The 22,531-nt window shown below is 45.3% G+C and carries 19 protein-coding genes; 7 read left to right on the forward strand and 12 right to left on the reverse strand.

Features of this window, described 5'->3' with window-relative positions; translation table 11 throughout:
- Positions 1 to 184: 184 nt before the first annotated feature.
- Positions 185 to 796, forward strand: a complete 612-nt coding sequence (locus ED312_RS00980) for a hypothetical protein (RefSeq protein ID WP_123214116.1) — start codon at positions 185 to 187, stop codon at positions 794 to 796.
- Positions 797 to 861: 65 nt separating this feature from the next.
- Here ED312_RS00980 and ED312_RS00985 read toward each other — a convergent pair whose 3' ends face one another.
- Positions 862 to 1,731 carry a sigma-70 family RNA polymerase sigma factor gene (locus ED312_RS00985; protein ID WP_123214199.1) on the reverse strand — a complete coding sequence of 290 codons (870 nt, stop codon included), beginning with the start codon at positions 1,729 to 1,731 and terminating at the stop codon, positions 862 to 864.
- Between the two features lie 448 nt (positions 1,732 to 2,179).
- On the opposite strand from ED312_RS00985, the gene ED312_RS00990 reads away from it, so the two are divergent.
- On the forward strand, positions 2,180 to 2,788 hold the full coding sequence (locus tag ED312_RS00990) for a DUF2306 domain-containing protein (protein ID WP_123214117.1): 609 nt from the start codon (positions 2,180 to 2,182) through the stop codon (positions 2,786 to 2,788).
- Between the two features lie 31 nt (positions 2,789 to 2,819).
- On the opposite strand, the gene ED312_RS00995 is transcribed toward ED312_RS00990, so the two are convergent.
- A complete protein-coding gene (locus tag ED312_RS00995; RefSeq protein ID WP_123214118.1) occupies positions 2,820 to 3,179 on the reverse strand; it encodes a winged helix-turn-helix transcriptional regulator in 360 nt (119 codons plus the stop codon).
- Positions 3,180 to 3,234: 55 nt separating this feature from the next.
- Between ED312_RS00995 and ED312_RS01000 the strand changes: the two genes are divergently transcribed.
- The 4 genes from ED312_RS01000 to ED312_RS01015 all read left to right on the forward strand — a co-directional run bounded on the left by ED312_RS01000 (position 3,235) and on the right by ED312_RS01015 (position 7,009).
- The gene (locus ED312_RS01000) at positions 3,235 to 4,113 is read left to right on the forward strand and encodes an SDR family oxidoreductase (RefSeq protein ID WP_240642974.1); all 879 of its coding nucleotides are present in this window, start codon (positions 3,235 to 3,237) and stop codon (positions 4,111 to 4,113) included.
- A 30-nt stretch (positions 4,114 to 4,143) separates the two neighbouring features.
- Positions 4,144 to 4,467: a nuclear transport factor 2 family protein gene (locus ED312_RS01005; RefSeq protein ID WP_123214119.1), complete on the forward strand. Its 324-nt coding sequence runs from the start codon at positions 4,144 to 4,146 to the stop codon at positions 4,465 to 4,467.
- A gap of 372 nt (positions 4,468 to 4,839) precedes the next feature.
- The gene (locus tag ED312_RS01010) at positions 4,840 to 6,093 is read left to right on the forward strand and encodes an MFS transporter (protein ID WP_123214120.1); all 1,254 of its coding nucleotides are present in this window, start codon (positions 4,840 to 4,842) and stop codon (positions 6,091 to 6,093) included.
- A gap of 139 nt (positions 6,094 to 6,232) precedes the next feature.
- Positions 6,233 to 7,009, forward strand: a complete 777-nt coding sequence (locus ED312_RS01015; RefSeq protein WP_123214121.1) for an NIPSNAP family protein — start codon at positions 6,233 to 6,235, stop codon at positions 7,007 to 7,009.
- A gap of 93 nt (positions 7,010 to 7,102) precedes the next feature.
- Here the strand turns inward: ED312_RS01015 and ED312_RS01020 are convergent, their stop codons facing one another.
- On the reverse strand, positions 7,103 to 7,633 hold the full coding sequence (locus ED312_RS01020) for an NAD(P)H-dependent oxidoreductase (protein ID WP_123214122.1): 531 nt from the start codon (positions 7,631 to 7,633) through the stop codon (positions 7,103 to 7,105).
- Between the two features lie 268 nt (positions 7,634 to 7,901).
- Here ED312_RS01020 and ED312_RS01025 point away from each other — a divergent pair, with 268 nt between their 5' ends.
- Positions 7,902 to 8,261 carry a winged helix-turn-helix transcriptional regulator gene (locus tag ED312_RS01025; protein WP_123214123.1) on the forward strand — a complete coding sequence of 120 codons (360 nt, stop codon included), beginning with the start codon at positions 7,902 to 7,904 and terminating at the stop codon, positions 8,259 to 8,261.
- Between the two features lie 28 nt (positions 8,262 to 8,289).
- Here the strand turns inward: ED312_RS01025 and ED312_RS01030 are convergent, their stop codons facing one another.
- The 9 genes from ED312_RS01030 to ED312_RS01070 all read right to left on the reverse strand — a co-directional run bounded on the left by ED312_RS01030 (position 8,290) and on the right by ED312_RS01070 (position 22,291).
- On the reverse strand, positions 8,290 to 10,797 hold the full coding sequence (locus ED312_RS01030; protein ID WP_123214124.1) for a hypothetical protein: 2,508 nt from the start codon (positions 10,795 to 10,797) through the stop codon (positions 8,290 to 8,292).
- Between the two features lie 152 nt (positions 10,798 to 10,949).
- Positions 10,950 to 11,939 (reverse strand): hypothetical protein, encoded by a 990-nt coding sequence (locus ED312_RS01035; protein ID WP_148044194.1) that lies wholly within the window; start codon positions 11,937 to 11,939, stop codon positions 10,950 to 10,952.
- A 177-nt stretch (positions 11,940 to 12,116) separates the two neighbouring features.
- Complete coding sequence (locus ED312_RS01040) at positions 12,117 to 13,373, reverse strand: DUF819 family protein (RefSeq protein ID WP_123214126.1); 1,257 nt, start codon at positions 13,371 to 13,373, stop codon at positions 12,117 to 12,119.
- A complete protein-coding gene (locus tag ED312_RS01045) occupies positions 13,366 to 14,736 on the reverse strand; it encodes a serine hydrolase domain-containing protein (protein WP_123214127.1) in 1,371 nt (456 codons plus the stop codon). Before ED312_RS01045 ends, ED312_RS01040 begins: the two co-directional genes overlap by 8 nt.
- Positions 14,726 to 15,769: a dipeptide epimerase gene (locus ED312_RS01050; RefSeq protein WP_123214128.1), complete on the reverse strand. Its 1,044-nt coding sequence runs from the start codon at positions 15,767 to 15,769 to the stop codon at positions 14,726 to 14,728. Before ED312_RS01050 ends, ED312_RS01045 begins: the two co-directional genes overlap by 11 nt.
- Positions 15,769 to 17,184 carry a RagB/SusD family nutrient uptake outer membrane protein gene (locus ED312_RS01055; RefSeq protein ID WP_123214129.1) on the reverse strand — a complete coding sequence of 472 codons (1,416 nt, stop codon included), beginning with the start codon at positions 17,182 to 17,184 and terminating at the stop codon, positions 15,769 to 15,771. Before ED312_RS01055 ends, ED312_RS01050 begins: the two co-directional genes overlap by 1 nt.
- 12 nt (positions 17,185 to 17,196) lie before the next feature.
- The gene (locus ED312_RS01060; protein ID WP_123214201.1) at positions 17,197 to 20,583 is read right to left on the reverse strand and encodes a TonB-dependent receptor; all 3,387 of its coding nucleotides are present in this window, start codon (positions 20,581 to 20,583) and stop codon (positions 17,197 to 17,199) included.
- Positions 20,584 to 20,677: 94 nt separating this feature from the next.
- Positions 20,678 to 21,643: a FecR family protein gene (locus ED312_RS01065; RefSeq protein ID WP_123214130.1), complete on the reverse strand. Its 966-nt coding sequence runs from the start codon at positions 21,641 to 21,643 to the stop codon at positions 20,678 to 20,680.
- 69 nt (positions 21,644 to 21,712) lie between these two features.
- Complete coding sequence (locus ED312_RS01070; protein ID WP_123214131.1) at positions 21,713 to 22,291, reverse strand: RNA polymerase sigma-70 factor; 579 nt, start codon at positions 22,289 to 22,291, stop codon at positions 21,713 to 21,715.
- Positions 22,292 to 22,531 lie beyond the last annotated feature (240 nt).

Raw genomic sequence — 22,531 nt, forward strand, 5'->3', positions numbered from 1 at the left:
GGTAAATTTAGGGCTACGCTCCCGGTGCCTGTTTGATGGCAACAGAAATGAATGCCCATCTACCTTGCCGGGTGTTTGTGATGTCATAGGTTTGGGTGTATTCTTTTCGTGCGGATAAAGCATGCCGGGTAAATGGTTGTGAAGAAAGGGAATTATGTATCTTTGGGTAAAAGTGCGGTAAATAATGAAGGAAGTCAGGTTTCCTGTATTTGAGAGGCAGCGAAAGTTGGTATTATCGGCCAACCAGGTCGTATATACTCTCATTCTGGGGGCTTTACTGCTGCTTCACCTGGCTAAAAATTATGAGGCCGGGGAGAGAGTGGAGAAAGCAGGGAAATATATTTTTTTTGCCGGGTCTGCTTTAGGGGTGTTTTTTATGATAAAACAGTGGTCCGTACGTAAAACATTAATGGGCAGGTTTAACGGGACCATAGTTTTCAGTGAAGGGAGTATTGTGGTTCATGAAAAAGAGTACCCGCTACATCAAATCGAAAAGATGGAATTCTCGGTACGTGATTATGAGGATAAGGTGGAATACTCGTCAAGGGGTGATTTTAACCCGAGACGTTCAAACGGAACGGGCAATTATTGCAAGCTGAAATTAACATCCGGCGAAACTGTAAAAGTATATTTTCAGCTACTCTACGAGGGTGAATTTTCTAAAATGCGGAATGTCCTTACGGCATATTACCTGGACAAGAAAATATCACTTCTGAAACTTACGGAATATCTCGGCATAGAGGAATATGAAGATATCCAGAGGTTTAAAAAGACATTGCCCCCGACTATAGTATGATTCGAGTAGTCCCTCCAGGTTGTTGAGTGACGGCCTCCCGGTCATTATATCAAAACCGCCGGCCATTACCCCAGGTATTTTAACAGAGATGTGGAAATGTCCGATGCTTTTAACTGCCGGATAGCGTGATTTTTTATCTGTCGGACCCGTTCCCTTGTCAGGTTCATCCGGCTGCCGATATTCTCTAACCGCTCGGGTGCTTTTCCCTCGAGCCCGTAAAACTGTATCATAACTTCTCTCTCCCTTGCGGATAATGTTTTGAGTAAATTACCGATATCTGATCGCAGTGATGCATCCATCAGGTCCCCGTCAGGATCAGGGGAATCGGACGATTTTATCACGGCATACAAGTTACCGTTGTCATTTTCTCCTTCGTCGAAAGGAGAATCCAGGGAAACGTTCCTCCCGGAGTTTTCAAGGCAGGTCTCAATTTCGGAAACGGAAATTTCCAGGAATTCGGATATTTCTTCGGAAGAAGGTTTTCGCTCGAAAGCCTGTTCGAGGAATGTGGTAGCCTGGTTGATTTTTCCGATGACCCCTATTTTATTTAACGGGAGCCTTACAATCCGGGAATTCTCGTTAATGGCCTGTATCATGGCCTGCCGGATCCACCACACCGCGTAGGAAATAAATTTGAATCCCCGGGTTTCGTCAAACCGCATGGCGGCTTTAATGAGCCCCAGGTTTCCTTCGTTAATAAGGTCGGAAAGTGGTAATCCCTGGAATTGATATTGTTTGGCGACCGAAACCACAAATCTGAGGTTCGATCGGACCAGGGTATTTAAGGCCTGTTGGTCCCCTTGCCTTACCTTTACGGCCAGTTCCACTTCCTGCTCACTTGTTATCAAAGCTATTTTGCCAATATCCTGCAGGTACTTGTCCAGTGTAGAATCTTTTCTGTTGGTGATTTGGCGGGATATTTTTAATTGTCTCATAGATGTCTCGGAATAGGTGAAAAAATTGTAATAGGTTATCATCCGGATTTTTTCAGGGGCCATTACTGCTTCCGGGGGGATTTATCACTGCAGGTAATGGTCTTTAAAATGCTTTTCTTCTTAAGAGGTAGTATTGCTTTTAAGTGATGATAGAAAAGGTTTCCGAATGGATTTTTTATATCCTTTAAAGGTACTCTTTAAATTCCGTATAAACCTGTTTATTTCCGAATTACCTTTAAAACATTCTGATACGACCAAAGAATGGTCCTAATGTATTTACCCGTTTCAGCCACGGATACACGGATGTGGTGATAAGTTATTGTAGGATCATTAATATACCTATAGCAAACAGGTTAAACTTCGGGATATCTCATCCATAGTATTTTACAGGCTTAAAGCTGTAACATTTCCGGCTGTTTTCTGACTGATGCAGCAAATATCAACAAAGATGAAAAAAGCTGCCTGGGTCCTATTCGGTACATTATCTGTTCTTATAGGGATATACCCCGTTGTTTATTTTATGAATGATAACCACTTCGGATTGTTAGGGTCAAAAGGCGAAGCACTTTTGGGTTCCGCTTTATATATCCTCGGTTTTTATGGTCATATAGCTTTTGGCGGCCTGGCTCTTCTGGTAGGGTGGTTACAGTTTGGAGAGAAATGGCGACTACACAATATGGGATTGCACAGGAATGTGGGGAAGATTTATGTAGTTTCGGTACTGATCAGTGGTATTTGCGGATTTTTCATCGGGTTCCATGCTACAGGAGGTATTATCCCGGTATCCGGGTTTATTTCGCTGAGCGTGGTCTGGTTAACCACCACGGTTCTGGGTTTTGATGCGGCGAGGAAAGGACAGATAGAAAAACACAGGAGGTTTATGGTATACAGTTATGCAAGCTGTTTTGCCGCGGTAACGTTGAGAATATGGCTGCCGTTATTGGAAATGTTGCTGGGCAATTTCCTGGATGCTTACCGTATTGTAGCGTGGCTGGCCTGGGTGCCGAATCTTATTGTGAATAATAAAAGCACGGTAAACGGAATGGGTCGAGGCTGAAGGGAAGGCAAAAAACGGGGGGTGTAGGGGGCTAATTTTCAAAGCGCTTAAGGATCACCCTGCGCAATTTTTCTTCATTGTGATCTCCCCATTGTCCTAAAACGGCGATGACGGGGATGAGGGTTTCCCCGAAACCGGTCAGGCTGTATTCCACTTTTGGAGGTACTACCGGATAGACTTTTTTGCTCACCAGTTCGTGTTCTTCCAGTTCGTTTAGCTGCATATTCAGCACCCTCCGGGAAGCATCAGGTATTTTGCGCTGTAGTTCACTGGGGCGTTTGCAACCTTCGCTGATAAACCAAAGCAATCGTATCTTCCACTTGCCGTAAAGTACTTCAGCGACGAGGTCCAGCCCGCAGTTAAGGTTGGGTGGAATTTTTCTTTCGTACATAAAACAAAATTAGTTTTAGGATGCAAGATAAACAATAGGGGATAAATTTCTCCCTATGCAATTCGTTTTTCCGTACTTGCGGAAAGTACTCGTACTCCGGAACTTTGTGGCATTGAAAAACAGTAAAAATAAACGGATGAAAGACACTTCTCATTTTAATAACGAATTATCCGGAAAGATCGCCCTGGTTACGGGCGGTACGCGGGGAACGGGAAAAGCCATAGCCGAACGCTTGCTCCGGGCAGGGGCAACAGTTATTGTCACAGCCAGGAATGAGCCGGAAGAGAATAAGGAAGAGCTGTATTTTATAGCTGCAGATCTGAGCCGCCCGGAAGGAACACAAAAAGTACTAAACGAGGTGTTCCGGAACTATGGCAGGCTGGATATTCTGATAAACAACCTCGGTGGTTCGGAAACACCCGGCGGAGGATTTGCCGTATTGACCGATGCCGATTGGGAGTCCACTATTCATACCAATTTACTGGCTCCGGTAAGACTGGACAGGGGCTTTCTGCCCCGGATGCTGGAACAAGGGAGCGGGGTTATTATTCACATAGCCTCTATCCAGGCAAGACTGCCCCTATATGATTCCACCTTGCCCTATGCGGCGGCAAAAGCAGGGCTGGTTAATTACAGCAAAAGCCTTTCCAACGAAGTAGCTCCCAAAGGTGTCCGTGTATTGACGGTGTCTCCCGGGTGGATAATGACCGGTTCATCAATCAGGATGATGGAGCGAATTGCGGAAAGTTCCGGGACAACTGTAGAAGAAGCAAAGCAAAGCGTTATGGACGGGCTGGGAGGGATACCCATGGGCCGGCCTGCGCAACCTGCAGAGGTAGCGGAGCTGGTCGGTTTTCTGGTGTCACCGGGAGCAGGCTATCTCACCGGCACGGAATATGTAATTGACGGGGGAACAATTCCTACTGTGGGATAATCTTATTCATTTCAACCTAAAAAAGATAGTATGGATATACCGAACATTTTAAAAAGACTGCTCAAGGCACAACAGGAATCGGATAGTGTTGCCTATGCCGATTGTTTTTCGGAAACGGCCATAGTGTATGATGAGGGACAGGTGCATCGCGGAAAATCTGAAATCCAGACATGGAACAGGAATACGAATGCAAAATACAAAACCGTCCTGGAACCCCTGGACATAACTGCGGAAGATGATGTTTATGTACTGACTTCCAAGGTATCCGGGACCTTCGAAGGGAGCCCGGTAGTACTGAAGTTCCGATTTGGGATCAGGGAGGAACAAATACGGTCTCTGGAGATTACACCGTAAAAAGGGTTTCCGGATTATATTTTTTTATCCCTGTTTAAGGCTGTGAGGGCATAGATTCCCGACCTGAAAAAGAACCGCAGAGTAACAGACACATACTTCCCGGCACCTTTTGAAACGGAGGTGCCTTTCCGGTTTTCTTTAGCCGGGCAAGACAATGGGTGTGATTTGGTGGCGGGTAACCTTGTATTCCGGCAGATATATGTACCTTTGCTATATATTTTATAAACCGGGTGTGGCCTGGTTTATTTCTTTTTCCGGATACTTTTTTCTGATATAATACACCCGGTTTGGAGTGCTACTCCTGAAAAACCGGAAAAGAGGAACATTCCGGAACAGTAATCAACCTTTTCCTTGCAAACAAGATAAGCAGGTATGTCTTTTCCCTTTAAAAGCAGTACATTCAGGGCTTTCGGAAATCGTAACTACGCATTGTTTTTTACGGGGCAATCCATATCCAGGATGGGGATGTGGATGCAGCGCACGGCCGTGATCTGGGTGGTGTACAGCATGACACATTCTCCCTTTATGCTGGGGCTGACCCTGTTTGCCGAGCAGTTCCCGTCGTTTCTCTTTTCGGCCCTTGGCGGTATCGTATCGGACCGTTACAACCGTTACAGGCTGATATTGCTTACGCAGTCTCTTTCCATGGTACAGGCAGTTATTCTTACGGTAGTGACCTATACGGGGCACGATGCGGTATGGGTTCTGCTCGTGCTCAGTGCACTGCTGGGGACTATCAATGCCTTTGACGTTCCCGCACGGCAACCCCTGGTACATGAAATGGTAAACGAACCGGAAGACCTGCCCAATGCACTTGCGCTGAACTCATCACTGACCAATCTCGCAAAAATGGTGGGCCCGGCATTGGCAGGGATTGTGTTGTCCGAATGGGGGGCAGGTACCTGTTTCTTAATAAATGCCGTAAGTTTTATAGCTATTATCGTATGTCTTTTACTGATGAAACTTCCGCCGCAACCGGCACCGCCACCGCAGCAGAAAGTAGGCAAGGAACTGAAAGACGGTTTTCAATACCTCTACAGGACTCCCGAAATAGGTATGCCGTTGCTTATGCTCACGCTGGTAAGCCTGTTTGTATTGCCCTATCGTACTCTGTTGCCTGTATTTGCAAAGGTGGTTTTTGAAGGCGATGCTACCACATACGGGTATATCATGGGTTTTATAGGGTTGGGGGCAATTTCCGGGGCATTTTTTCTGGCTTCGTTGAAAGAGGGGAGCAGGTTAAAAAGAATACTTGCGATAAATACGGTAATTCTGGGCATCTCTTTATTGCTGTTTTCCCGGATACAAAACCTTCCCGTGGTGTTATTGTTTGCGGTACTTATCGGTTTCGGGGCCATGGCACAGACCACTGTGTGCAATATACTGGTGCAGACAAAATCAAAACCGGAGATGCGGGGCAGGGCCATGAGCTACCAGGCCATGGCCGCTTTCGGGATGATGCCGCTCGGAGGGTTGCTCATAGGCGCCGTATCCGAACGGATAGGAGCCCCGGTAAGCCTGTTTGTCCAGGGGATTATCGCACTCTTCATCGCATTTGCCTTTTCCCGCTTTTCATGGAAGAAAGAAGAGGAAGAAGGTGCTTCCCGGGAGGAAGCGGCCAGGTGACATGACATATAATTAATATACCGATTTGCCACAGGCATACCGGGACTTTGTCCGTAACTTATATCTTTGCAGGGAGCTTCGGTTTTCCGGAAAATAAAAACTGTATTAAAGAAAGATATTTGTCAAAAAAACTAAAAAAATGATACGATCACTTACCGCTCTTTTATTCGCCATAATATGTTTCGGGGTATTGCCCGCAGCATTGGCCAGGGACTTTTACCAGCTTACCATTTACGAATATTCGACCAAAGAACAGGAAAAGCAACTAGATGCTTACCTCGAAAACACTTACCTGCCTGCCCTGCACCGTAACGGTATAGCAGATGTAGGAGTCTTTAAGCCCGTGGCTCCCGGAACTGAAAATGACAAAAACAAAATATATGTCTTTGTTCCTTTTAAGACCAGGCAGGAGTTTTTCAATCTGGAAGCACAACTGAATAAAGACGAAGCTTATCTTTCGTCCGGTACCGTGTATCTGAATGCCGCTTTTAACAATCCGCCTTATGACCGTAAGGAAGTTATTCTTTTGGATGCTTTTGAAAAACATCCTCATTATGAACTGCCGAAGCTGAATTCCCCGAAGGAAAGCCGGATATACGAGTTGCGGAGTTATGAGAGCCCCACGGAGAAATTGTACAGGAACAAGGTGAAGATGTTCAATGAGGGGGATGAAGTGGGACTTTTTAAAAAACTCGGCTTTAATGCGGTTTTTTACGGGGAGGTCATTTCCGGAAGCCATATGCCCAACCTGATGTACCTGACTACTTTTGAAAACAAAGCGGCCCGTGACGATCACTGGGAAGCTTTCGGAAATGACCCGTACTGGAAAACACTTTCGGCAAAGCCGGAATACCAGAACAATGTGTCCAAAGCGGATATTCTGTTTTTATATCCGGTATCGTATTCGGATATCTGACAGAGGTACAAAGCAGGAGGAATGACCTGACAGTAACCCTTCAGTATATATGCCGCGACCTCCCGGGGGGAGGCCACGGCCGGCAGTACCATATTATAGATTCCGGAGAAAGTCCATATATTCCAGTGTGCTTTCTTCTATTCTTTCCTGTGTGCCGTTGTGTTCCGTGCCATAGAATGCAAAGAGCGGGCGATAAGTTGCCCGGATATAGCCAAAAGTAATCTCGAACGGGGCAGTAAGCTGTGCCAGGGTATATTTGTACCTTCCTGAAGGCTTGTAATCTTCTTCGTTAATACCGGCAGATATGGCCAGGGCTACCTTTTTCCCGGCCAGTTTATACGGACTGCCTTTGCCGTAAGCCCATCCGTGGGTAAGCACCTCATCCTGCCACTGTTTGAAAAGGGGAGGGGCGCTGAACCAGTAAAAGGGAAACTGGAATACGATGGCGTCGAATCTTTCCAGTAACTGCTGTTCGCTTTCCACGTCGATCTTCCCATCGGGATACCGGGCATAGAGATCGTGTATGGTATAAACCTCCGGGTATTTTTCCAGTTCGTTTACCCAACGTTTGTTCACCGCAGAATGTTCCGGATCGGGATGAATGACAATAACCAGTTTTTTCATGTTGTTTTTCTGAGTTTTTTAATTATACTTTTCTTTTGATTTCCCTGTGATGTTATGCCCGCTTCGGAGGCTTCCGAAGTCAAATAAGGCCGTAACCGGTGACAGGGAAACTACACCGGGGCCTCATGTTTATCTGTGAGCCTGATATGCATGGCATGCACGGATGGAACCCTCTTAAGCCTGGTTTTCCGTGGAAGTAAAAGTATAAATTAAGCTATATATTGCGTATATTAGCAACCTATTGTATGGTACAGACAAAAATGTAAGTATGGGGAAAATAAAGAAAACTTCCACGAATTATGAGAACAGGCAGATACTGGATGCGGAATGTGAGGAGGTTTACGCTGCCAATCTCATAGGCGGGCGATGGACCATAGCCATATGCTGTTACCTGGCGGGAGGAAAACTGCGCTTCAGCGAGCTTCGCCGGCGAATGCCGAATATTACGGAACGCATGCTCACCCTGCATTTAAGGAAAATGGAAGCTAACCGGTTAGTAAAGCGAACCGTATATGCTGAAGTGCCGCCACGGGTGGAATACGAACTTACGGATATCGGAGAGCAGCTCGTACCCATACTGGACATGCTAAAAAAATGGGGGACCAAACACAAGGAAACGATACAATAAACCGTTCCGTAATAAGCACATCCCCCTATCAATAATTTGTACTGTAATAGTCAAAATACTTGCAATGTGTCTTTACTTCTTCATAGAATGCAGTGTGGCTGTATTCTTTGAGTAATTGGAAATAACGGCGGTATGCCGAGGTTTTTATTTCTATCCGGCGTGTTTGCCTGGCTTTGTAATCCAGGTTTTTGAGATTGTTCAGTTCCGGGTCATTTTGGGTACTGTAGAAAATTCCCTGTTCACATTTGGAGGCGGCAAAAAGTATTCTTGCCTTGAGTTCTTCATCACCGGTCTTATCGAGTGCAGTTGTCAGGTAAGCCAGCGGACGGTCAAAATTGTCTTTGAACCAGGGGCTCCATTCATAATCCTTGAAATAAAGCAGGTATTCAGGTGCTTTTTCTTCGAAATGACCGTTCCAGTCGGGATAATTATGGAATTTGGAATTATTGGCGTTGGAGCCACTGAAGGTAAGTATATTCCTGTAGTACCCGAGAAGTGAGGTATTGAAAAAGAAATTTCCCAGAAGGTAATTTGCCTTTGCCGCTTTCTCACCATTTCCTTCTCCTTCTTTTTTCAGCCGGATAAGTATCTCCGCGAGTTGCTTTTTATTTACGGAAGGGGGAATAAAGGTAAAATCATTCATATAATCCGTTTGCATTACCTGTTCTTCCGGGCATTCGAAGCACTCAATGCGGTTGTAACCGAATATACTGCCCGGAATGTCGGAAAAATTTTTATAGGAAGTATTATCCCCATTTGTTATTTTTCTGAACTCGGAGAGGGCTTTTTCAGGTTCTCCTTTCCATAGGTATACATTGCCTTTCATATTGGCGGCATAACTGTCCAGGTCAAACCCGGTTTTCTGTATATACTTCTTGGCCTGGTAATCGTATTCCACCGGGGGAATGCTCTTAACCAGCATCTCTTCAAAAGAATTTTTGTTCTTCTTGTGACAGAGTTCTTCTATGGCAGAGAGAATTTCCAGGTCAGGGTTGTATTCCAGTGCAGTAATGGGGTTTTGAAGTAAAAATGCTTTGGCGTAGTCCTTCTGTAAAAAAAAGCGATTGGCCAGCACATCGGTTATAAAACCACGTGTGCCGTGAGAATCCGGTGAATAGTAGACATTAGCCGGTGTTTTCGTATCCAGTACGTTCCCGTATTTTTTCATTAAGGTCTCTTCAAAACCTTCGGTGATCTCCGGTTGTTGCGTAATGTCGATCAACATAGCGAGTTTATCTTTTTGCCCGAGGATCTTTACATTTTTGCTATTCACTTTTTCCAGGTGATCTTCGGCGGCCTTATAGTTCCCCCGGATAAAATACAGCCAGGCCGTGGTCAGTTGCCAGAATTCCTGCTCGCGGACCTTATTGTTCCCGGCCTGCTGTAATGCACTTTCAAGAGCCTGTTTCAGAAAAGATTCGGCATTGTTGTCCATATTCAGGGGGATACGGTAATCTTCGAGACCTTCCATGCAGGCGGGGTTCCGGTAGGAGCAGTAATAACGGGTAGGGAAAAAATTCCTTTCCAGCTGGTTAACTGCTCTTGCCATAAGTACTTTAGCCTGCGGAGCATTGGGATCGTTCTGTATTATCTTCTCAAAAGGCGATAGCGGATTATTGAAATCCCGGTATCCCAGCAGCATATACAGGTCGTTTTTTGCCGTGATGGTTTCCGCTTCGGACAGAAGCGCTTCAAAATCGAGGTCGCGGGTAACGCGCATGGAAGCGTAAGCCTGTTCTTTCCGGTTTTTGGTATGGGTGAAAAACCGGGAGAAATCGTAATGTGCCTGCATATAATTTCCGAGCCCTCTTTCGGCACCTCCTTTCTGGTCCAGGGCATAATAATATATTACCGGTTTATAGTCCAGGCTTTCCACATGAGTATTGAAATAACCTATGGCTTCCCGGTATCTCCGGGAATAATGGGCAAAACGGACCAATTGATAGCCATAACGGAGTTTGAGTTCTTTGTCGGTTTCTGCCTGCCAGCTTTTTTCCAGGACCTGTATCACCTTGTCGTAATCCAGTTCTTCCACGGTATGCTCGGGCACATTGCCCCAGTAATACCTGCGGTCTCCTTTTACAGCCATATAGGGTTCCAGGTACTTGGCATATGCCAGGTATAATAATGCCTGTTTGTATTTTTTTATGAAGTTCTTATCGATGAAACCCAGTTTTTTGTCGGCTACGGTCTTTTCCTGTGCCAATGCCCGGAGATCCTCCCTTCCTGATTGAAATACCAGGTAAAGGGCTTGTTCGTAAGATATGCCGAGGTACTTCTGCCACTCTTCTATGTTTTCATTGTTTTCCGTACCGTCCGTTTTGTCCGGGGTATAAAAACTGCTGTCGTAAGTGAGCAAAAAAGCCTGGTAACGGGGTTCCTCTATATTTTCCTGTGCAAAGAGGTTATAATACGTATAATCTTCCCCGAAATCACCCGCACAATAAGAAGTGGTATGGTTACCAGGGGTATGTGCCAATACGGAATAAGCGAAAGAGGTTAGTAAAAATGCGGTGTAGAATACTATTTGTTTCATAGGATTGCGGTTCGTTTTTAGCACTTTATTTCCCCGAAGGTTACGGAAACAGGTGTATGTGATATAGAGTTTTTTTTCAGCTTTTGTTTTGTTCCGGAAGTTAAAAGTAACCTATAGGGAACAAACAGAAAATACTCGGATTCCGGTATTTTTTATTGCAGGTCCTCCGGAGAAAACCTCGGAAGGAACAGGCTGTCCAGGTGATAATATATATAGTTATACCGTTTATTGATCTTCTTGCTGAGAAAGTCTTTGGCTTCCTGCAGCAATTCGGGAGATATATGTTCTACACGAATCCGGAACCCCCGGTTGAGATAGATACCCCGTAAAAAGGTATCTTCCTGTAATTCGAAGGAGTGTTCGTCTGTTTTCCGGTAGATTTTATCCGGTAGTTCCTCCTTTGTAACACCGTTGATAAGTTTTGTCCTGCCCAGGTGGTTGGTCACTACGGCCCAGGAATAAAGGGGGAGGGCCACGTCAAAATCCAGGGGGTAATTTCCAATGTCCCCGAGATAATCCTTCAACAGGGTAAGGTCCAGAATGGAATTTTTTCCGTCGTTCTCTACAGGGCTGGAGGTAGCATAGGCCATAAGATACACCTTATCTGCCGGGGGAACTCCGGTTTCGTCCCGGTATTTTACCTGGTGAAGCCGCAGGGTACACGTTGTTTTTTTACCGGAAACGGTTCGAAATGTATCCAGAAAACGGAAAAAACGGTCTTTGGTGGTAGCTGTCCAGTCACAGTCTATTTGTATTTCCTCCGGGTCTCCCAATTGATTGTCCGACATTATTTTCCGGACCAGGGCGAAGACATCTTTTGCCAGTTTATCGGTATCTGTGACGGATATATGCGTAAAGGTACGATTGGTAATAAACACTACCGGAATGTATTCCGCCGGTAATGCTTTCGCATCGAATGAACGGATTGCCGCCTGGGGTTGGGGTATTCCTTTCTGTATGTCTACATCAAAAAGGCGAAGGTATAGCCGGGTAGCTCCCAGCTGTTCGAAAAACTGTTTTTCCGTTTCCCCGATACGGGTCTTGCTTTTCCAGTAATAAAACTGTACCGGATGTGTCTTTCGGTCCTCACATGACGAAAGGAGAAAAATACAGATAAGGATTAATGAAAGAAGATGACGCATGATTGCACATGGTATATGCTTCAATAATACGAAAAAGTATGATGTAAATAAATTTATTTTCAGGAAAGAATATCCGGGGATGAATTTTTCCCGGTTTAAAGTATGTTTTCTAAGATTCCTTAAGGCAGGGTTAAAATAAGGGCACGGGGATCTTACCCCCTGTGCCCTCTGTTTCATTCATAAATAACCAAAAATATTGTATAAAATAACCCCGCATATATAAGCGCCGTATGTACCCACGGCATATCCCAGTACGGCGAGAAGTACGCCGACGGGTGCCAGGTAAGGACTAAAGGAAGCTGCAACTATGGGAGCGGAAGCCGCGCCTCCTATATTGGCCTGGCTTCCCACCGCAATAAAAAAGAAAGGGGCTTTTATAATCCGGGCCACAATGAGCATGGTCGTTATATGTACCAGTATCCATACTATGCCTATGAGAAAGAACTTCGGATTGTTCAGCAGGGCCCCGAGATCCATATGCATGCCTATGGTAGCCACCAGGATATACAGAAATATACTGCCTGTCCTGGAGGCCCCGTACGCTTCTACCTGTCTTGCCCTGGTAAATGACAGGGCGAGCCCGAATGTCGTGGCCAGAACAACGAGCCAGAAAAAACTGCTGGTCAGGGAGTATTTTTCGAGTTGCGGATAATTATCCTGAAAAAAGGGCGCAATACCATCGGCCAGGAAATGGGCCAGGCCGGTAATGCCGAAACCTATGGCAATTAAGACCATCAACCTGTTGGCGGTAACCGGGAGCCATTGGCCTGCCTGTTGTTTTTCCAGCCGGCTTTCCAGTTCGTATATAGGCGTACTGTCTGCCTTTAACCATTTGTCTATAACCTGTGGACGCTGGGACCAGTACAACAGAAATCCCATCCATAAATTGGCTACAAGAACATCTACAGCGATCATTTGGGCAAACAGGTCCGAACTGGCTCCAAACACTTCGTACATGGCGGTCTGGTTGGCCCCTCCGCCAATCCAGCTACCTGCAATGGTAGTAAGGCCGCGCCAGACCTCCTCTCCTCCGGGGTGTAATACGTCCGGGAAAACGGAACCTACGGTATAGAGTGCTATAGGGGCTCCCAGAATGATACCCACTGTACCGGCAAGAAACATGATAATAGCTTTGCTTCCCAGTTTTTTGAGTTCCCGGAAGTTTATACTTATCGTCAGTAATACCAGACTTGCAGGCAGGAGATAACGGGAGGCCACGAAATACAAGCCGGATTTTTCACCATCTATTATATTGAAGGTATTGAACAATGCCGGAATGAAATAACACAGCAGTACCGAAGGAACTATGCGGTAAAAACGCTTCAAGTAAGGATTATTACTGGCCGAAGTAATAAAAATCACTCCCAATGTAACGGCCAGTATTCCGAACACTACAGCATCATTCGTTATCCATGGGGTTGATGTTTCACTCATCGGAGGTCATATTATGTCTGAGGTTATTCAATACTAGGGAAACAATATTTGCTTTCTCTTTTTCTCTGGTCTTGATATAGGTTTTCTCCAGTTTTTCAAGACTTTCCCTGTCCCAGTCCGCATCCCGGTTTTCTGTTTGCCAATCCGTAATATTACTGGCATTCAGCTGGCATATTTCTTTTTGTAACCGGTCGTGGGCCTTGACCCGGGGAAGCCGAAGAGGTTTCCCTTTTACATAGGCATCTACGCTCCTACGAATATCTTTCATATAGGCGGACTCAAAAGTATTATTGAGTATAATGACGAGGCTCCCCGTCTTTGTAAACCTCTTGATGTAAGACAGGTTTCCCGCCCAGCTCCCTGTGTGGTATACGATTTTCCCGAGACTGTCGTCCTGCCGGATGTGCCATCCGAAACCGTAATCAGAATCTTCCGTGGAAGGAGGGTATGCCCTGAAGATTGTTTTTTTACTTTCGGCATTGAGAATTTTATCGGTATACAATATACTGTCCCAGCGAATAAGGTCATCCAGGCTGGAAGAAAGCCGCCCGGGGCCAAGTCTGCCGCTGAGAAAACGATAATAGTATTTCCCGGAGAGGGTTTCCGGCCGGACATAGGTACAGGTGGCGGGATCGATGCGGTAGGCGGGAGCATAATTTTCCATAGACCAGATACTGTCGCGTTCGTAAAAACCGCTGTTTACCATTCCGGCTTTTTCAAAAATGTTTTCCCGGAGGAATACATCCAGGGTTTTACCACTTACGGCACGGACTATTTCCGCGAGGAGTACAAATCCGGAATTGGAATAATGGAACTCCGTGCCGGGACTGCTTAAGAGGGCAGGTTTTTTCTCCTTAAAGTAAGCCAGTATATCAGCGTTGCAGGCAATACGTGTGGTATCCCATTGTTTACGGAAATAATCCTCGTAATCCGGTAACCCGGAAGTATGGGTCAGTAAATTTTTGACTGTGATATTCCTGTAAGGAAAATCCTGTCCGAGATAGTTATATGCGGGAAGGTCCGTCTCGAGCTTTCCCTGCTGTTGAAGGAGTTGAATGGCAGCTGCCGTAAATTGTTTGGAAACGGAAGCTATTTCCATAGCTGTGTGTGGTGTAAAAGGAGTCTTTCTTTCCATATTGGCCTTGCCATATGTTTTTTTGAAAATGAGTACCCCGTCTTTTTTTACGGCTACGGCTCCGTTAAACATTTTCTTCGTGTACAAAGTGTCGAAGAAATTTTCCAGGGCTGTATCATTAATGAACTGCTGTTCCTGCTTTTTTTCTTTTTTTTCACGGGTACATGCCATGGAAAAAAGAAGCAGCAAAGTGGCTGTTATTAAAAAGAGGTATAATTTACTGTACATCGGGTTTAATTTTATCCCAGTTTGGTGTTACCAGTCCCAACCCTGGAAGACCATTGGGTTTAATGATTCCGTTTTCTACTTTATGCCCGGTAAAGGGATCGTTTTTAATTCCGAGATTTCCGTCCAGGTCAATCCAGTCGGCCATGGCTCCCAACTGGGAAGCCGCGGCAATAGCACAGGAGGTTTCGGACATGCACCCCAGCATAATTTTTAAGCCTGTTTTTCTGGCCGCCGATGCCATCCGGTACGCCTCCCGGAGCCCGGTGGATTTCATCAATTTAATATTGATAGCGTGGAAGTACCTTCCGGCAGATATCACACCCGTAAATCTTTGAATGCTTTCGTCGCCTATAAGCGGAAGGGGAGACCGTGCTACAAGCCATTCCATGTCCTTCAGGGCGGTTGTGGGCATGGGCTGTTCTATAAAAATAACATTCTGATCTCTGAGCCATTCGATTTTGTCAAGAGCTTTCTCTTTATCTTTCCATCCCTGGTTGGCATCTATATATAAAGGCTTATCTGTTTCTTGACGGACAGTATCTATAATTTCCCTGTCATTTTCTCCACCCAGCTTAATTTTGAGAAACCTGAAATCATGTGCCTCTCTTACCCTTTCGCGGATGATATCTGCTGTGTCTATCCCTATGGTTTTACTGGTAACGAGTTCTTTTCCGGGAAGACCGAAATAAGAATGCAGGGGGATGTGGAGCAGTTTACCGATAAGGTCGTGCAGGGCGATATCTATGGATGCTTTTACCGCAGGATTTCCCGGGGCAATATGGTCTACATAATCCAGTATTTCTTCCGCATTAAAGGGATCTTTAAAAGGAGCAAGGTCTACACGGGACAAAAAATCAGTTGCGGTAGCGATGCTTTCGCCGTACAAGGGCGGCATGGAAGCTTCACCGAAACCGTCCACACTTTCGAAACGGAGGCGTACCAGGACAACAGGGGTACTTGTCCTGGTACTTCCTGCGATCCGGAAGACATGTTTTTTGTATAGGGTATAGGGCTTGTATGATAAGGAAATCATTAGTAACCTGGGTTTTGTGGTGCTATATCAGGATTGGCATTGAGTTCGTTTAAAGGAATAGGGAGTATAAATTTATCGTTGGGATAAGGTGCCTCTATAATATTTTCGCTTTGAATGATCCTCACATCTTTTTTGTTGCGGTTGAGGTCAAACAGACGATGACCCTCAAATGCCAGTTCTTTTCTTCTTTCCAGGAGAATGCGATCTACCAGTGCATCTCCGCTTTCGCCTGCGGCACTTGCGCCGGGGGTGGCCCTTTCCATAACTTTCAGGAGGTCTGCACGTGCCTCGGCATCTTTCCCGGTTTTGGCATAGGCCTCTGCCCGGATCAGGAACTGTTCGGCAAGGCGGAGGATGCGGACATTATCATCTCTTGATGTTCCCCGGGGAAATTTGTAGACAAAAAGCGCATTTTCTTCCGCCCCTGTCTTGGAACCTTTTTTTATGGCTCCCAGCCTGGCATCATTACTGTCATAGAGGTTAAACAAGTCGGTGGTAACCAGGGCATCTGCATAACCACCCGGATCGAAATAATGCCCAAGTCCGTTGGTTCCCGCATTATCCGCCACGGTATTGACGATCTCAAAAATAGATTCGGAATTGAATTCTTCTGCCCATAAATCAGGATAATTCTCATTGCCCGCCAGGCTGAACCCTCCGTTATCTATAACTTCCGTACTGTATTTTATGGCATTGGTATAATCCTCCTGGTATAGATATGACCTGGCAGCAAGGGCTTTAACGGCATAGGAGGTAAACCTGCCGTTCTTTTTATCGGCGGTAATTTTTTCGAGGGCCTTAGCAAGATCGGTATTTACTTGCTCATATACTTCTTTGACGGTGTTTCGGGCCGGAGAGATCTCATTATCTTCGGAACGGTTAATGACCGGAATGCCCGGATGGTCTGCATCGGGGGTATAATTATAAGGCTGGGCAAAAAGCCTGACCAGGTCAAAATGGGCCAGGGCCCTCAGCGCATAGGCCTCACCCACGAGCTGGTTGATCTGTTCCTGTTGTTCACCGGAAACAATCTCCAGTTTTTCACCGCCTTCTATGGCTTTGGAAGCATTGACGATAACCTCGTACAAGGTGTTCCACAACCCATCTGCAAAAGTATCTTCTTCGCTTACTACAAAACCGTCGTAATCCAGGTATCTTCCCGTATTCCGGATACTCAGGGCCAGGTTATCCGCCATGAGTTCGGGGATAACATACATACTGCGTCCGTAATAATCGGAACTTTGCAGTTTGCTGTACACGCCGTTTATTGCGGTTTGCAGGGTATTGACATCAGTTATTGCCTGTTCTGCGGAAACATTTTGTTCCGGTTCTATGTCGAGAAAATCACTGCTGCAGGAAACCATACAGGTTATAAGAAGCAATGAAGTAATGGTATGTTTTATATTTCGGATCATTGGTTTAAAGTTTTAGAATGAGAGATCTAGGCCGAACATGAACTGTTTGGAAATGGGAATTCTAAGATCGGATTGTCCGTCAATACCCACTTCGGGATCAACTTCTATTTTATTGTCTTTTACCCAGGTAAGTATATTGGTGGTTTTTATATAAAACCGGAGATTGTTTATGGAAAGGGTCTCCGTTACGTTTTTGGGTAAAGAATAAGAGAAAGTTACGTCCCTTAATCTCAGGTAGGTACCGTCATACAAGAAGCGGCTGGAATGTTGCGTAGATCTTCCGGACTGGGTATTGCCCCACACCACTTTAGGCACATCGGTAATATCGCCGGGCTGCCGCCACCTGTTATCATAAATGTTCCGGGTCATGTTCCCACGGTCGTTGAGTCCTGCGCTTCCGTCACTGTTGGTGTACCGGCCCCAGTAGTCATATACCTTATTGCCGTAGTTGAGATATAGCAGGAACGAAAGATTAAAGTTCTTATAGCTAAGACTATTGGTAAGCCCTGCATAGAATTTTGGAAGCGCACTTCCCTGCTTAAAAGGCTGTGCCTGTGAATATTCGTTGGTGGTCTCTGTTCTTGTTCCGTCCGTATACCAGAGGGCATCACCGTTAGCCGGATCTACACCGGCATATCCGGGCATGTAGAACGTATAAAAATCATCGCCGATTTCCCGTATATACTGGCCGTCCACAATAGGAGCGTCATCCTGGAGTTTGGTGATTGTATTGGAATTGGAAGTGAAATTGAGCCCTGTGGTCCAACCGAAACCTTCCGGGTTTTCTATATTGATCGAATTCAGGGAAATTTCCCATCCGGAATTTTTCATCTCCCCGATATTGGCCAGGTAACTGGTGAGCCCGTTTGTTGCCGAAATCGGAACCTGGAAAAGCAGGTCGGTAGTGGTACGGGTGTAATATTCTACGGTACCGTCGATCTTGTTGAACAGGCTGAAATCAACACCGACATTAAAAGGCTTGTTCTTTTCCCAGGTGAGACGGGGATTGGATTGCTGGCTATAGGCATAGCCGGGTTCCCCGTCATAGTCTTCACCGGTACCGTACAGGCCCCGGGAGGCAAAGTCACCTATTTCCTGGTTTCCGTTTATCCCGTAACTGCTTCGCAATTTCAGGCGGTTTACGAAGTTTACGTTCTCCATAAAATCTTCTGAACTGATATTCCAGGCAAAGCCTACAGAACCGAAATTGGCATATCGTACATCGGAGCCAAACCTGGAGGAACCGTCTCTTCGGGCAGTAACATTGAACACGTATTTGTTTTGGTACGTATAATTTACATTAAAGAAGTAAGAAGCTATGGATGAAGCGGTCTTGCTGCTGGACGCTTCCCGGTATACGGAAGCATTTTCCAGGGTTTTCAGTCCCGGGGCACCGTAATTGCTGGCAAAGGCGAAGACGGAACTACGGGTGATCTTCTGGGCTTCCTGGCCAAGTATGAAATTCAGGTTGTGATCCTGGTTAATATGCCATTTGTATTTGAGAAGGTTGGTAATGTTGTAGTTTAGGATTTTATTGTCGTATGCCCGTCCCAGGCCGCCGTCATTCCTGCCTTCACCGAAATAAGGATTATCATACCGGAATTCATCGGCGAGATTGAAGTCTATATTTCCCTTGGTCTCGAAACTGAGGTTTTCCGTAAAATCATAAGTGAGCCCCAGGTTTCCCAGAATACCGTATAATTTGGTTTCCCGGATATTCTCATTGACCAGTCCGACGGGGTTATATGTCAAAAGTATGTCCGTGTTATAGGAGCCGTCATCGTTGTACACGGGTTCCCACGGTACAACCCTGAACAGTGCTCTTACCGGGTTGGCGGCATTTCCCGCATCGCTGTTGGTATGCAGTTTCTGGTTGCTGGCGGAGACCCCGAAATCGATGGTGAGTTTGTCCGTAGCCTTATGTGTTACATTGAGTTTGGCATTCAGTTTCTTGTAATCGATACCGATGATAACCCCCTGCTGATCGAACAGGCCGAGGGAAGCATAGAAACTGGTCTTATCACTTCCACCGCTGGCACTGAGGTTATACTGGTGGTACTGACCGTTACGGGTAATTACGTCTACCCAGTCCGTATCTGTATTTCTGTTTATCCTGCTGAAGATATAATCCTCGGCCTCTTCGCGCGTTTCGCCGGTATTTGTCCGGCCCTCGATCAGAAGTTCGGAGAGTTGCCCGGTATTGAGTGGTCTCAGCCTGTCCGGGAGTATCATACTGCTCACCCCGTATTGCGTACTGAAATCGAACCTGGTTTTTCCGGACTTTCCTTTCTTGGTGGTAATGAGTATGACCCCGTTAGCCCCTCTGGAACCATATATGGCCGTGGCGGATGCGTCTTTCAGTACAGTTATGGAGGCAATATCTTTGGGGTTGATTCCCGCTATGGTGTTGGAACTTGTGGCAATCTGGGCAATATTACCCGATACAACGGGAATCCCGTCTATAACATACAGCGGGTCCGAACCTGCGTTGATAGAGCCTATTCCCCGTATACGGATATTAGGCGCGGCCCCCGGTTGCCCGCTTTGTGTGGACATCTGCACACCTGCAACATTTCCTTGTAAACCTTCCTGAAAAGAAGCCAGGGGTGATTCTTCTATTTTTTTGATGTCTACATCCACGGCAGCCCCGGTATAGGATGCCTTACTCTGCTTATCATAAGCTACTACAATGACCTCATTGAGCTGGTCTGCTTCCGGTTGCAGGGTTATGGTAAAATCAGTTTTACTGCCGTCCAGGGTAATAAGCTGCTTTTTAAAACCGATATAGCTTAATTCCAGTACATCTCCCTTTGCGGCCTGTATACCGAACTTGCCGTCAAAATCAGTTTGTGTACCCGAAGTGGTGCCCTGTACCAGAATATTTACTCCGGGTAGCGGAACACCGGTATCATCGAGGACAGTTCCCGTGATATTCATTTTGTCCTGTAACGGCTTGCCTATGGGAACCGCGCCGACAAAACCCGGTATATCTTCTTCGTTTTCGGGAGGAGTATTATCTGTATTATCTTCTTTGTACAGTACGATACTCTGGCTTAATATCTTAAACCGGATACCGGTATTCTTAAGCAGTGCGTTCAGTACCTCACCGATATTATTACTGGTAAGACTGATATCGATCTTCATTTTTTCGTCTACTATTTTTGTGTTGTAGAAGAAAATATAATCGGTTTGCTCTTCTATGGTCTGTAAAATTTCCTTGAGTTCTGTATCCCGGTAGTTCAGCGCTACGTTCTGACTGTAAACGGAAGTGCTCCATGCGGATATTTTGACAATGGTGATGCAGAGAAGTAGAGAATAGATCTTCATAATACGGTAGAGCCTTCCCGGACAGAAACATCGGTGTGATGCCTGCCGGGCAACTTGTTGCTTTTTTTTCATAACTTTAAACGGTTTTTGATTGTTAAAATGCCCTTTTAGCAATTTCGAATCCCAAACAGAAGGGAAGTGCTGCAACACTTCCCTTTTTACAGGATTAATCACGTTGTTTTAATGTCACGTGTTTTTTTGTTTTATCATAATTATAATGGATTGGTGATGAGGTTCTTAAAATATCGAGAACCTGGGTTATGTTGTATTCTTTTCGGAATTTTCCCGAAAATGTATAGTCTTCAATGGCCGGGTCCTCAATACGGATAGAGATCCCATACCATCTTTCGATGTCCTTGACCACACTGCTCAGCGGGGCATTGTCAAAGGTCAGGATACCTTCTTTCCAGGAGGTTATTGCTTCGGTAGCGACCTGTTCTATACGAATGTCCTGTTCTTCTTTCCGGAAAACGGCCTTTTGCCTGGGTGCCAGCACAGCGGAAGGAGAGGTGTTATCCTCTTCATATATTTCCACTTTACCACTTACCAGAGTGGTTTCTATGGTGTTGTTATCTTTATAGGACCTTATATTGAAACTTGTGCCAAGTACTTTTATTTTTACGCCACTGCGGGTTTCTACGATAAAAGGCACCTGTTCGTTTCGGGCTACATCAAAAAAAGCTTCACCATTTAATTTTACGGTCCGTGTTTCTTTATTGAACCCGGGGGAAATTTCCAGGGTACTTTCGGAATTGAGAAATATTCTGCTCCCGTCTGCAAGGGTAAATTCTTTTTGTTCTGACGCTATGGCAGAAAACAAGGTGTTGTCTTTAGTTTCCCCGGAGCGAAGCATGAAAAAAACAGAAGCAAAGATGGCTATAGCCGCAATGGCTGCAGTAGAAAATATCCCGGAGTAATTTCTTTTTTCGCGGCGGAGACGTTCGGAAAATTCCCGGAATTCCCCGGAAATATTATTTCTTCGGGAGGGGGAGAAAGCCATTACCTGCTCGGCCTTGAGACGATTGAAATATTCCCGGTTTTCCCGGGATGCCTCAATCCAGGAAATTACCCTTTTCTGAAATTCAGAATCTCCCTGGTTGGCGATAAATTGCAAAAGTTCTTTTTTGTCCATACGTATTAAGAACGATTTATATTAAAGTTACCCCTATGTTAAATAGGTGTTTTTTTATCGGGGAAACTGTTAAAAAAATAAAGTGAAGTATTCGCTGAGTTCATTTCTAAGATATCGGAGCGCTTTGGATATCTGATTTTCAACGGTTTTCGGAGAGATATTGAGTTCGTCGGCTATTTCCTTGTACTTGAGGCCCTCGAACCTGCTTTTTATGAAAATTTCCCGGCATCCCGGAGGAAGGTCATTGATAAGCCGGTTTACTTTTTGCAACAATTCGTCTTCTATGAGTTGCAGGCTCGGATCGTCCTGAAGGGAACTTTCCAATATCCTGGCACGGTCTTTCTCTATTTCTTCCCGGTACCTGTATTTCACTTTGAGATGTTTGAAGTAGTCCAGGCAATCATTTTTAACCATGGAAAAGAGGTATGCATTCAGGTTGATGTCTACGGGAAGGGTACCCTTTTTTTTCCAGAGTTTGTAGAAGGTATTTTGGACAATTTCCCGGGCATCTTCGGAATTCTCAATATAACTGGTGGCAAAATGGTGCAGTTTTTCGAAGTAGAGATGAAATAACGCTTCAAACGCTGTTTCTTCTCCTTTTTTCAGCTGATGAATAAGAAAAGAGTTATTTACGCCGTTTGCACTCAAATTTGTAGAAGATTAACGGGTGACAAGGTAAACAATTTTACCGAAATAATTTCCGGCCCTTGTAATACGGAAAAAGAAGGAAAAATCCGTATATATTACAAAGATTAAGCTTTGTATAAAATGACAGTCAGATGTATATAAATGAAAAAACCCCCTTACGGGGGTCGTGCTAAATAAAACCAAAACTAACCTTGTAACACGTTACAAATATATAAATAAATTCTTACATATAATGTAAAT

The sequence above is a fragment of the Sinomicrobium pectinilyticum genome (genome assembly GCF_003725735.1).
Classification (GTDB): domain Bacteria; phylum Bacteroidota; class Bacteroidia; order Flavobacteriales; family Flavobacteriaceae; genus Sinomicrobium; species Sinomicrobium pectinilyticum.

What these genes read in the sequence shown, in the direction of transcription:
- ED312_RS01005 (WP_123214119.1), top strand. Translation starts at nt 4,144, where the DNA reads ATGGATATACCGAACATTTTAAAAAGACTGCTCAAGGCACAACAGGAA.
- ED312_RS00995 (WP_123214118.1), bottom strand. Translation starts at nt 3,179, where the DNA reads ATGTACGAAAGAAAAATTCCACCCAACCTTAACTGCGGGCTGGACCTC.
- ED312_RS01055 (WP_123214129.1), bottom strand. Translation starts at nt 17,184, where the DNA reads ATGATCCGAAATATAAAACATACCATTACTTCATTGCTTCTTATAACC.
- ED312_RS00980 (WP_123214116.1), top strand. Translation starts at nt 185, where the DNA reads ATGAAGGAAGTCAGGTTTCCTGTATTTGAGAGGCAGCGAAAGTTGGTA.
- ED312_RS01035 (WP_148044194.1), bottom strand. Translation starts at nt 11,939, where the DNA reads ATGCGTCATCTTCTTTCATTAATCCTTATCTGTATTTTTCTCCTTTCG.
- ED312_RS01040 (WP_123214126.1), bottom strand. Translation starts at nt 13,373, where the DNA reads ATGAGTGAAACATCAACCCCATGGATAACGAATGATGCTGTAGTGTTC.
- ED312_RS01065 (WP_123214130.1), bottom strand. Translation starts at nt 21,643, where the DNA reads ATGGACAAAAAAGAACTTTTGCAATTTATCGCCAACCAGGGAGATTCT.
- ED312_RS01020 (WP_123214122.1), bottom strand. Translation starts at nt 7,633, where the DNA reads ATGAAAAAACTGGTTATTGTCATTCATCCCGATCCGGAACATTCTGCG.
- ED312_RS01000 (WP_240642974.1), top strand. Translation starts at nt 3,235, where the DNA reads ATGCAATTCGTTTTTCCGTACTTGCGGAAAGTACTCGTACTCCGGAAC.
- ED312_RS01060 (WP_123214201.1), bottom strand. Translation starts at nt 20,583, where the DNA reads ATGAAAAAAAAGCAACAAGTTGCCCGGCAGGCATCACACCGATGTTTC.
- ED312_RS01015 (WP_123214121.1), top strand. Translation starts at nt 6,233, where the DNA reads ATGATACGATCACTTACCGCTCTTTTATTCGCCATAATATGTTTCGGG.
- ED312_RS01045 (WP_123214127.1), bottom strand. Translation starts at nt 14,736, where the DNA reads ATGTACAGTAAATTATACCTCTTTTTAATAACAGCCACTTTGCTGCTT.
- ED312_RS00985 (WP_123214199.1), bottom strand. Translation starts at nt 1,731, where the DNA reads ATGAGACAATTAAAAATATCCCGCCAAATCACCAACAGAAAAGATTCT.
- ED312_RS01010 (WP_123214120.1), top strand. Translation starts at nt 4,840, where the DNA reads ATGTCTTTTCCCTTTAAAAGCAGTACATTCAGGGCTTTCGGAAATCGT.
- ED312_RS01050 (WP_123214128.1), bottom strand. Translation starts at nt 15,769, where the DNA reads ATGATTTCCTTATCATACAAGCCCTATACCCTATACAAAAAACATGTC.
- ED312_RS00990 (WP_123214117.1), top strand. Translation starts at nt 2,180, where the DNA reads ATGAAAAAAGCTGCCTGGGTCCTATTCGGTACATTATCTGTTCTTATA.
- ED312_RS01025 (WP_123214123.1), top strand. Translation starts at nt 7,902, where the DNA reads ATGGGGAAAATAAAGAAAACTTCCACGAATTATGAGAACAGGCAGATA.
- ED312_RS01030 (WP_123214124.1), bottom strand. Translation starts at nt 10,797, where the DNA reads ATGAAACAAATAGTATTCTACACCGCATTTTTACTAACCTCTTTCGCT.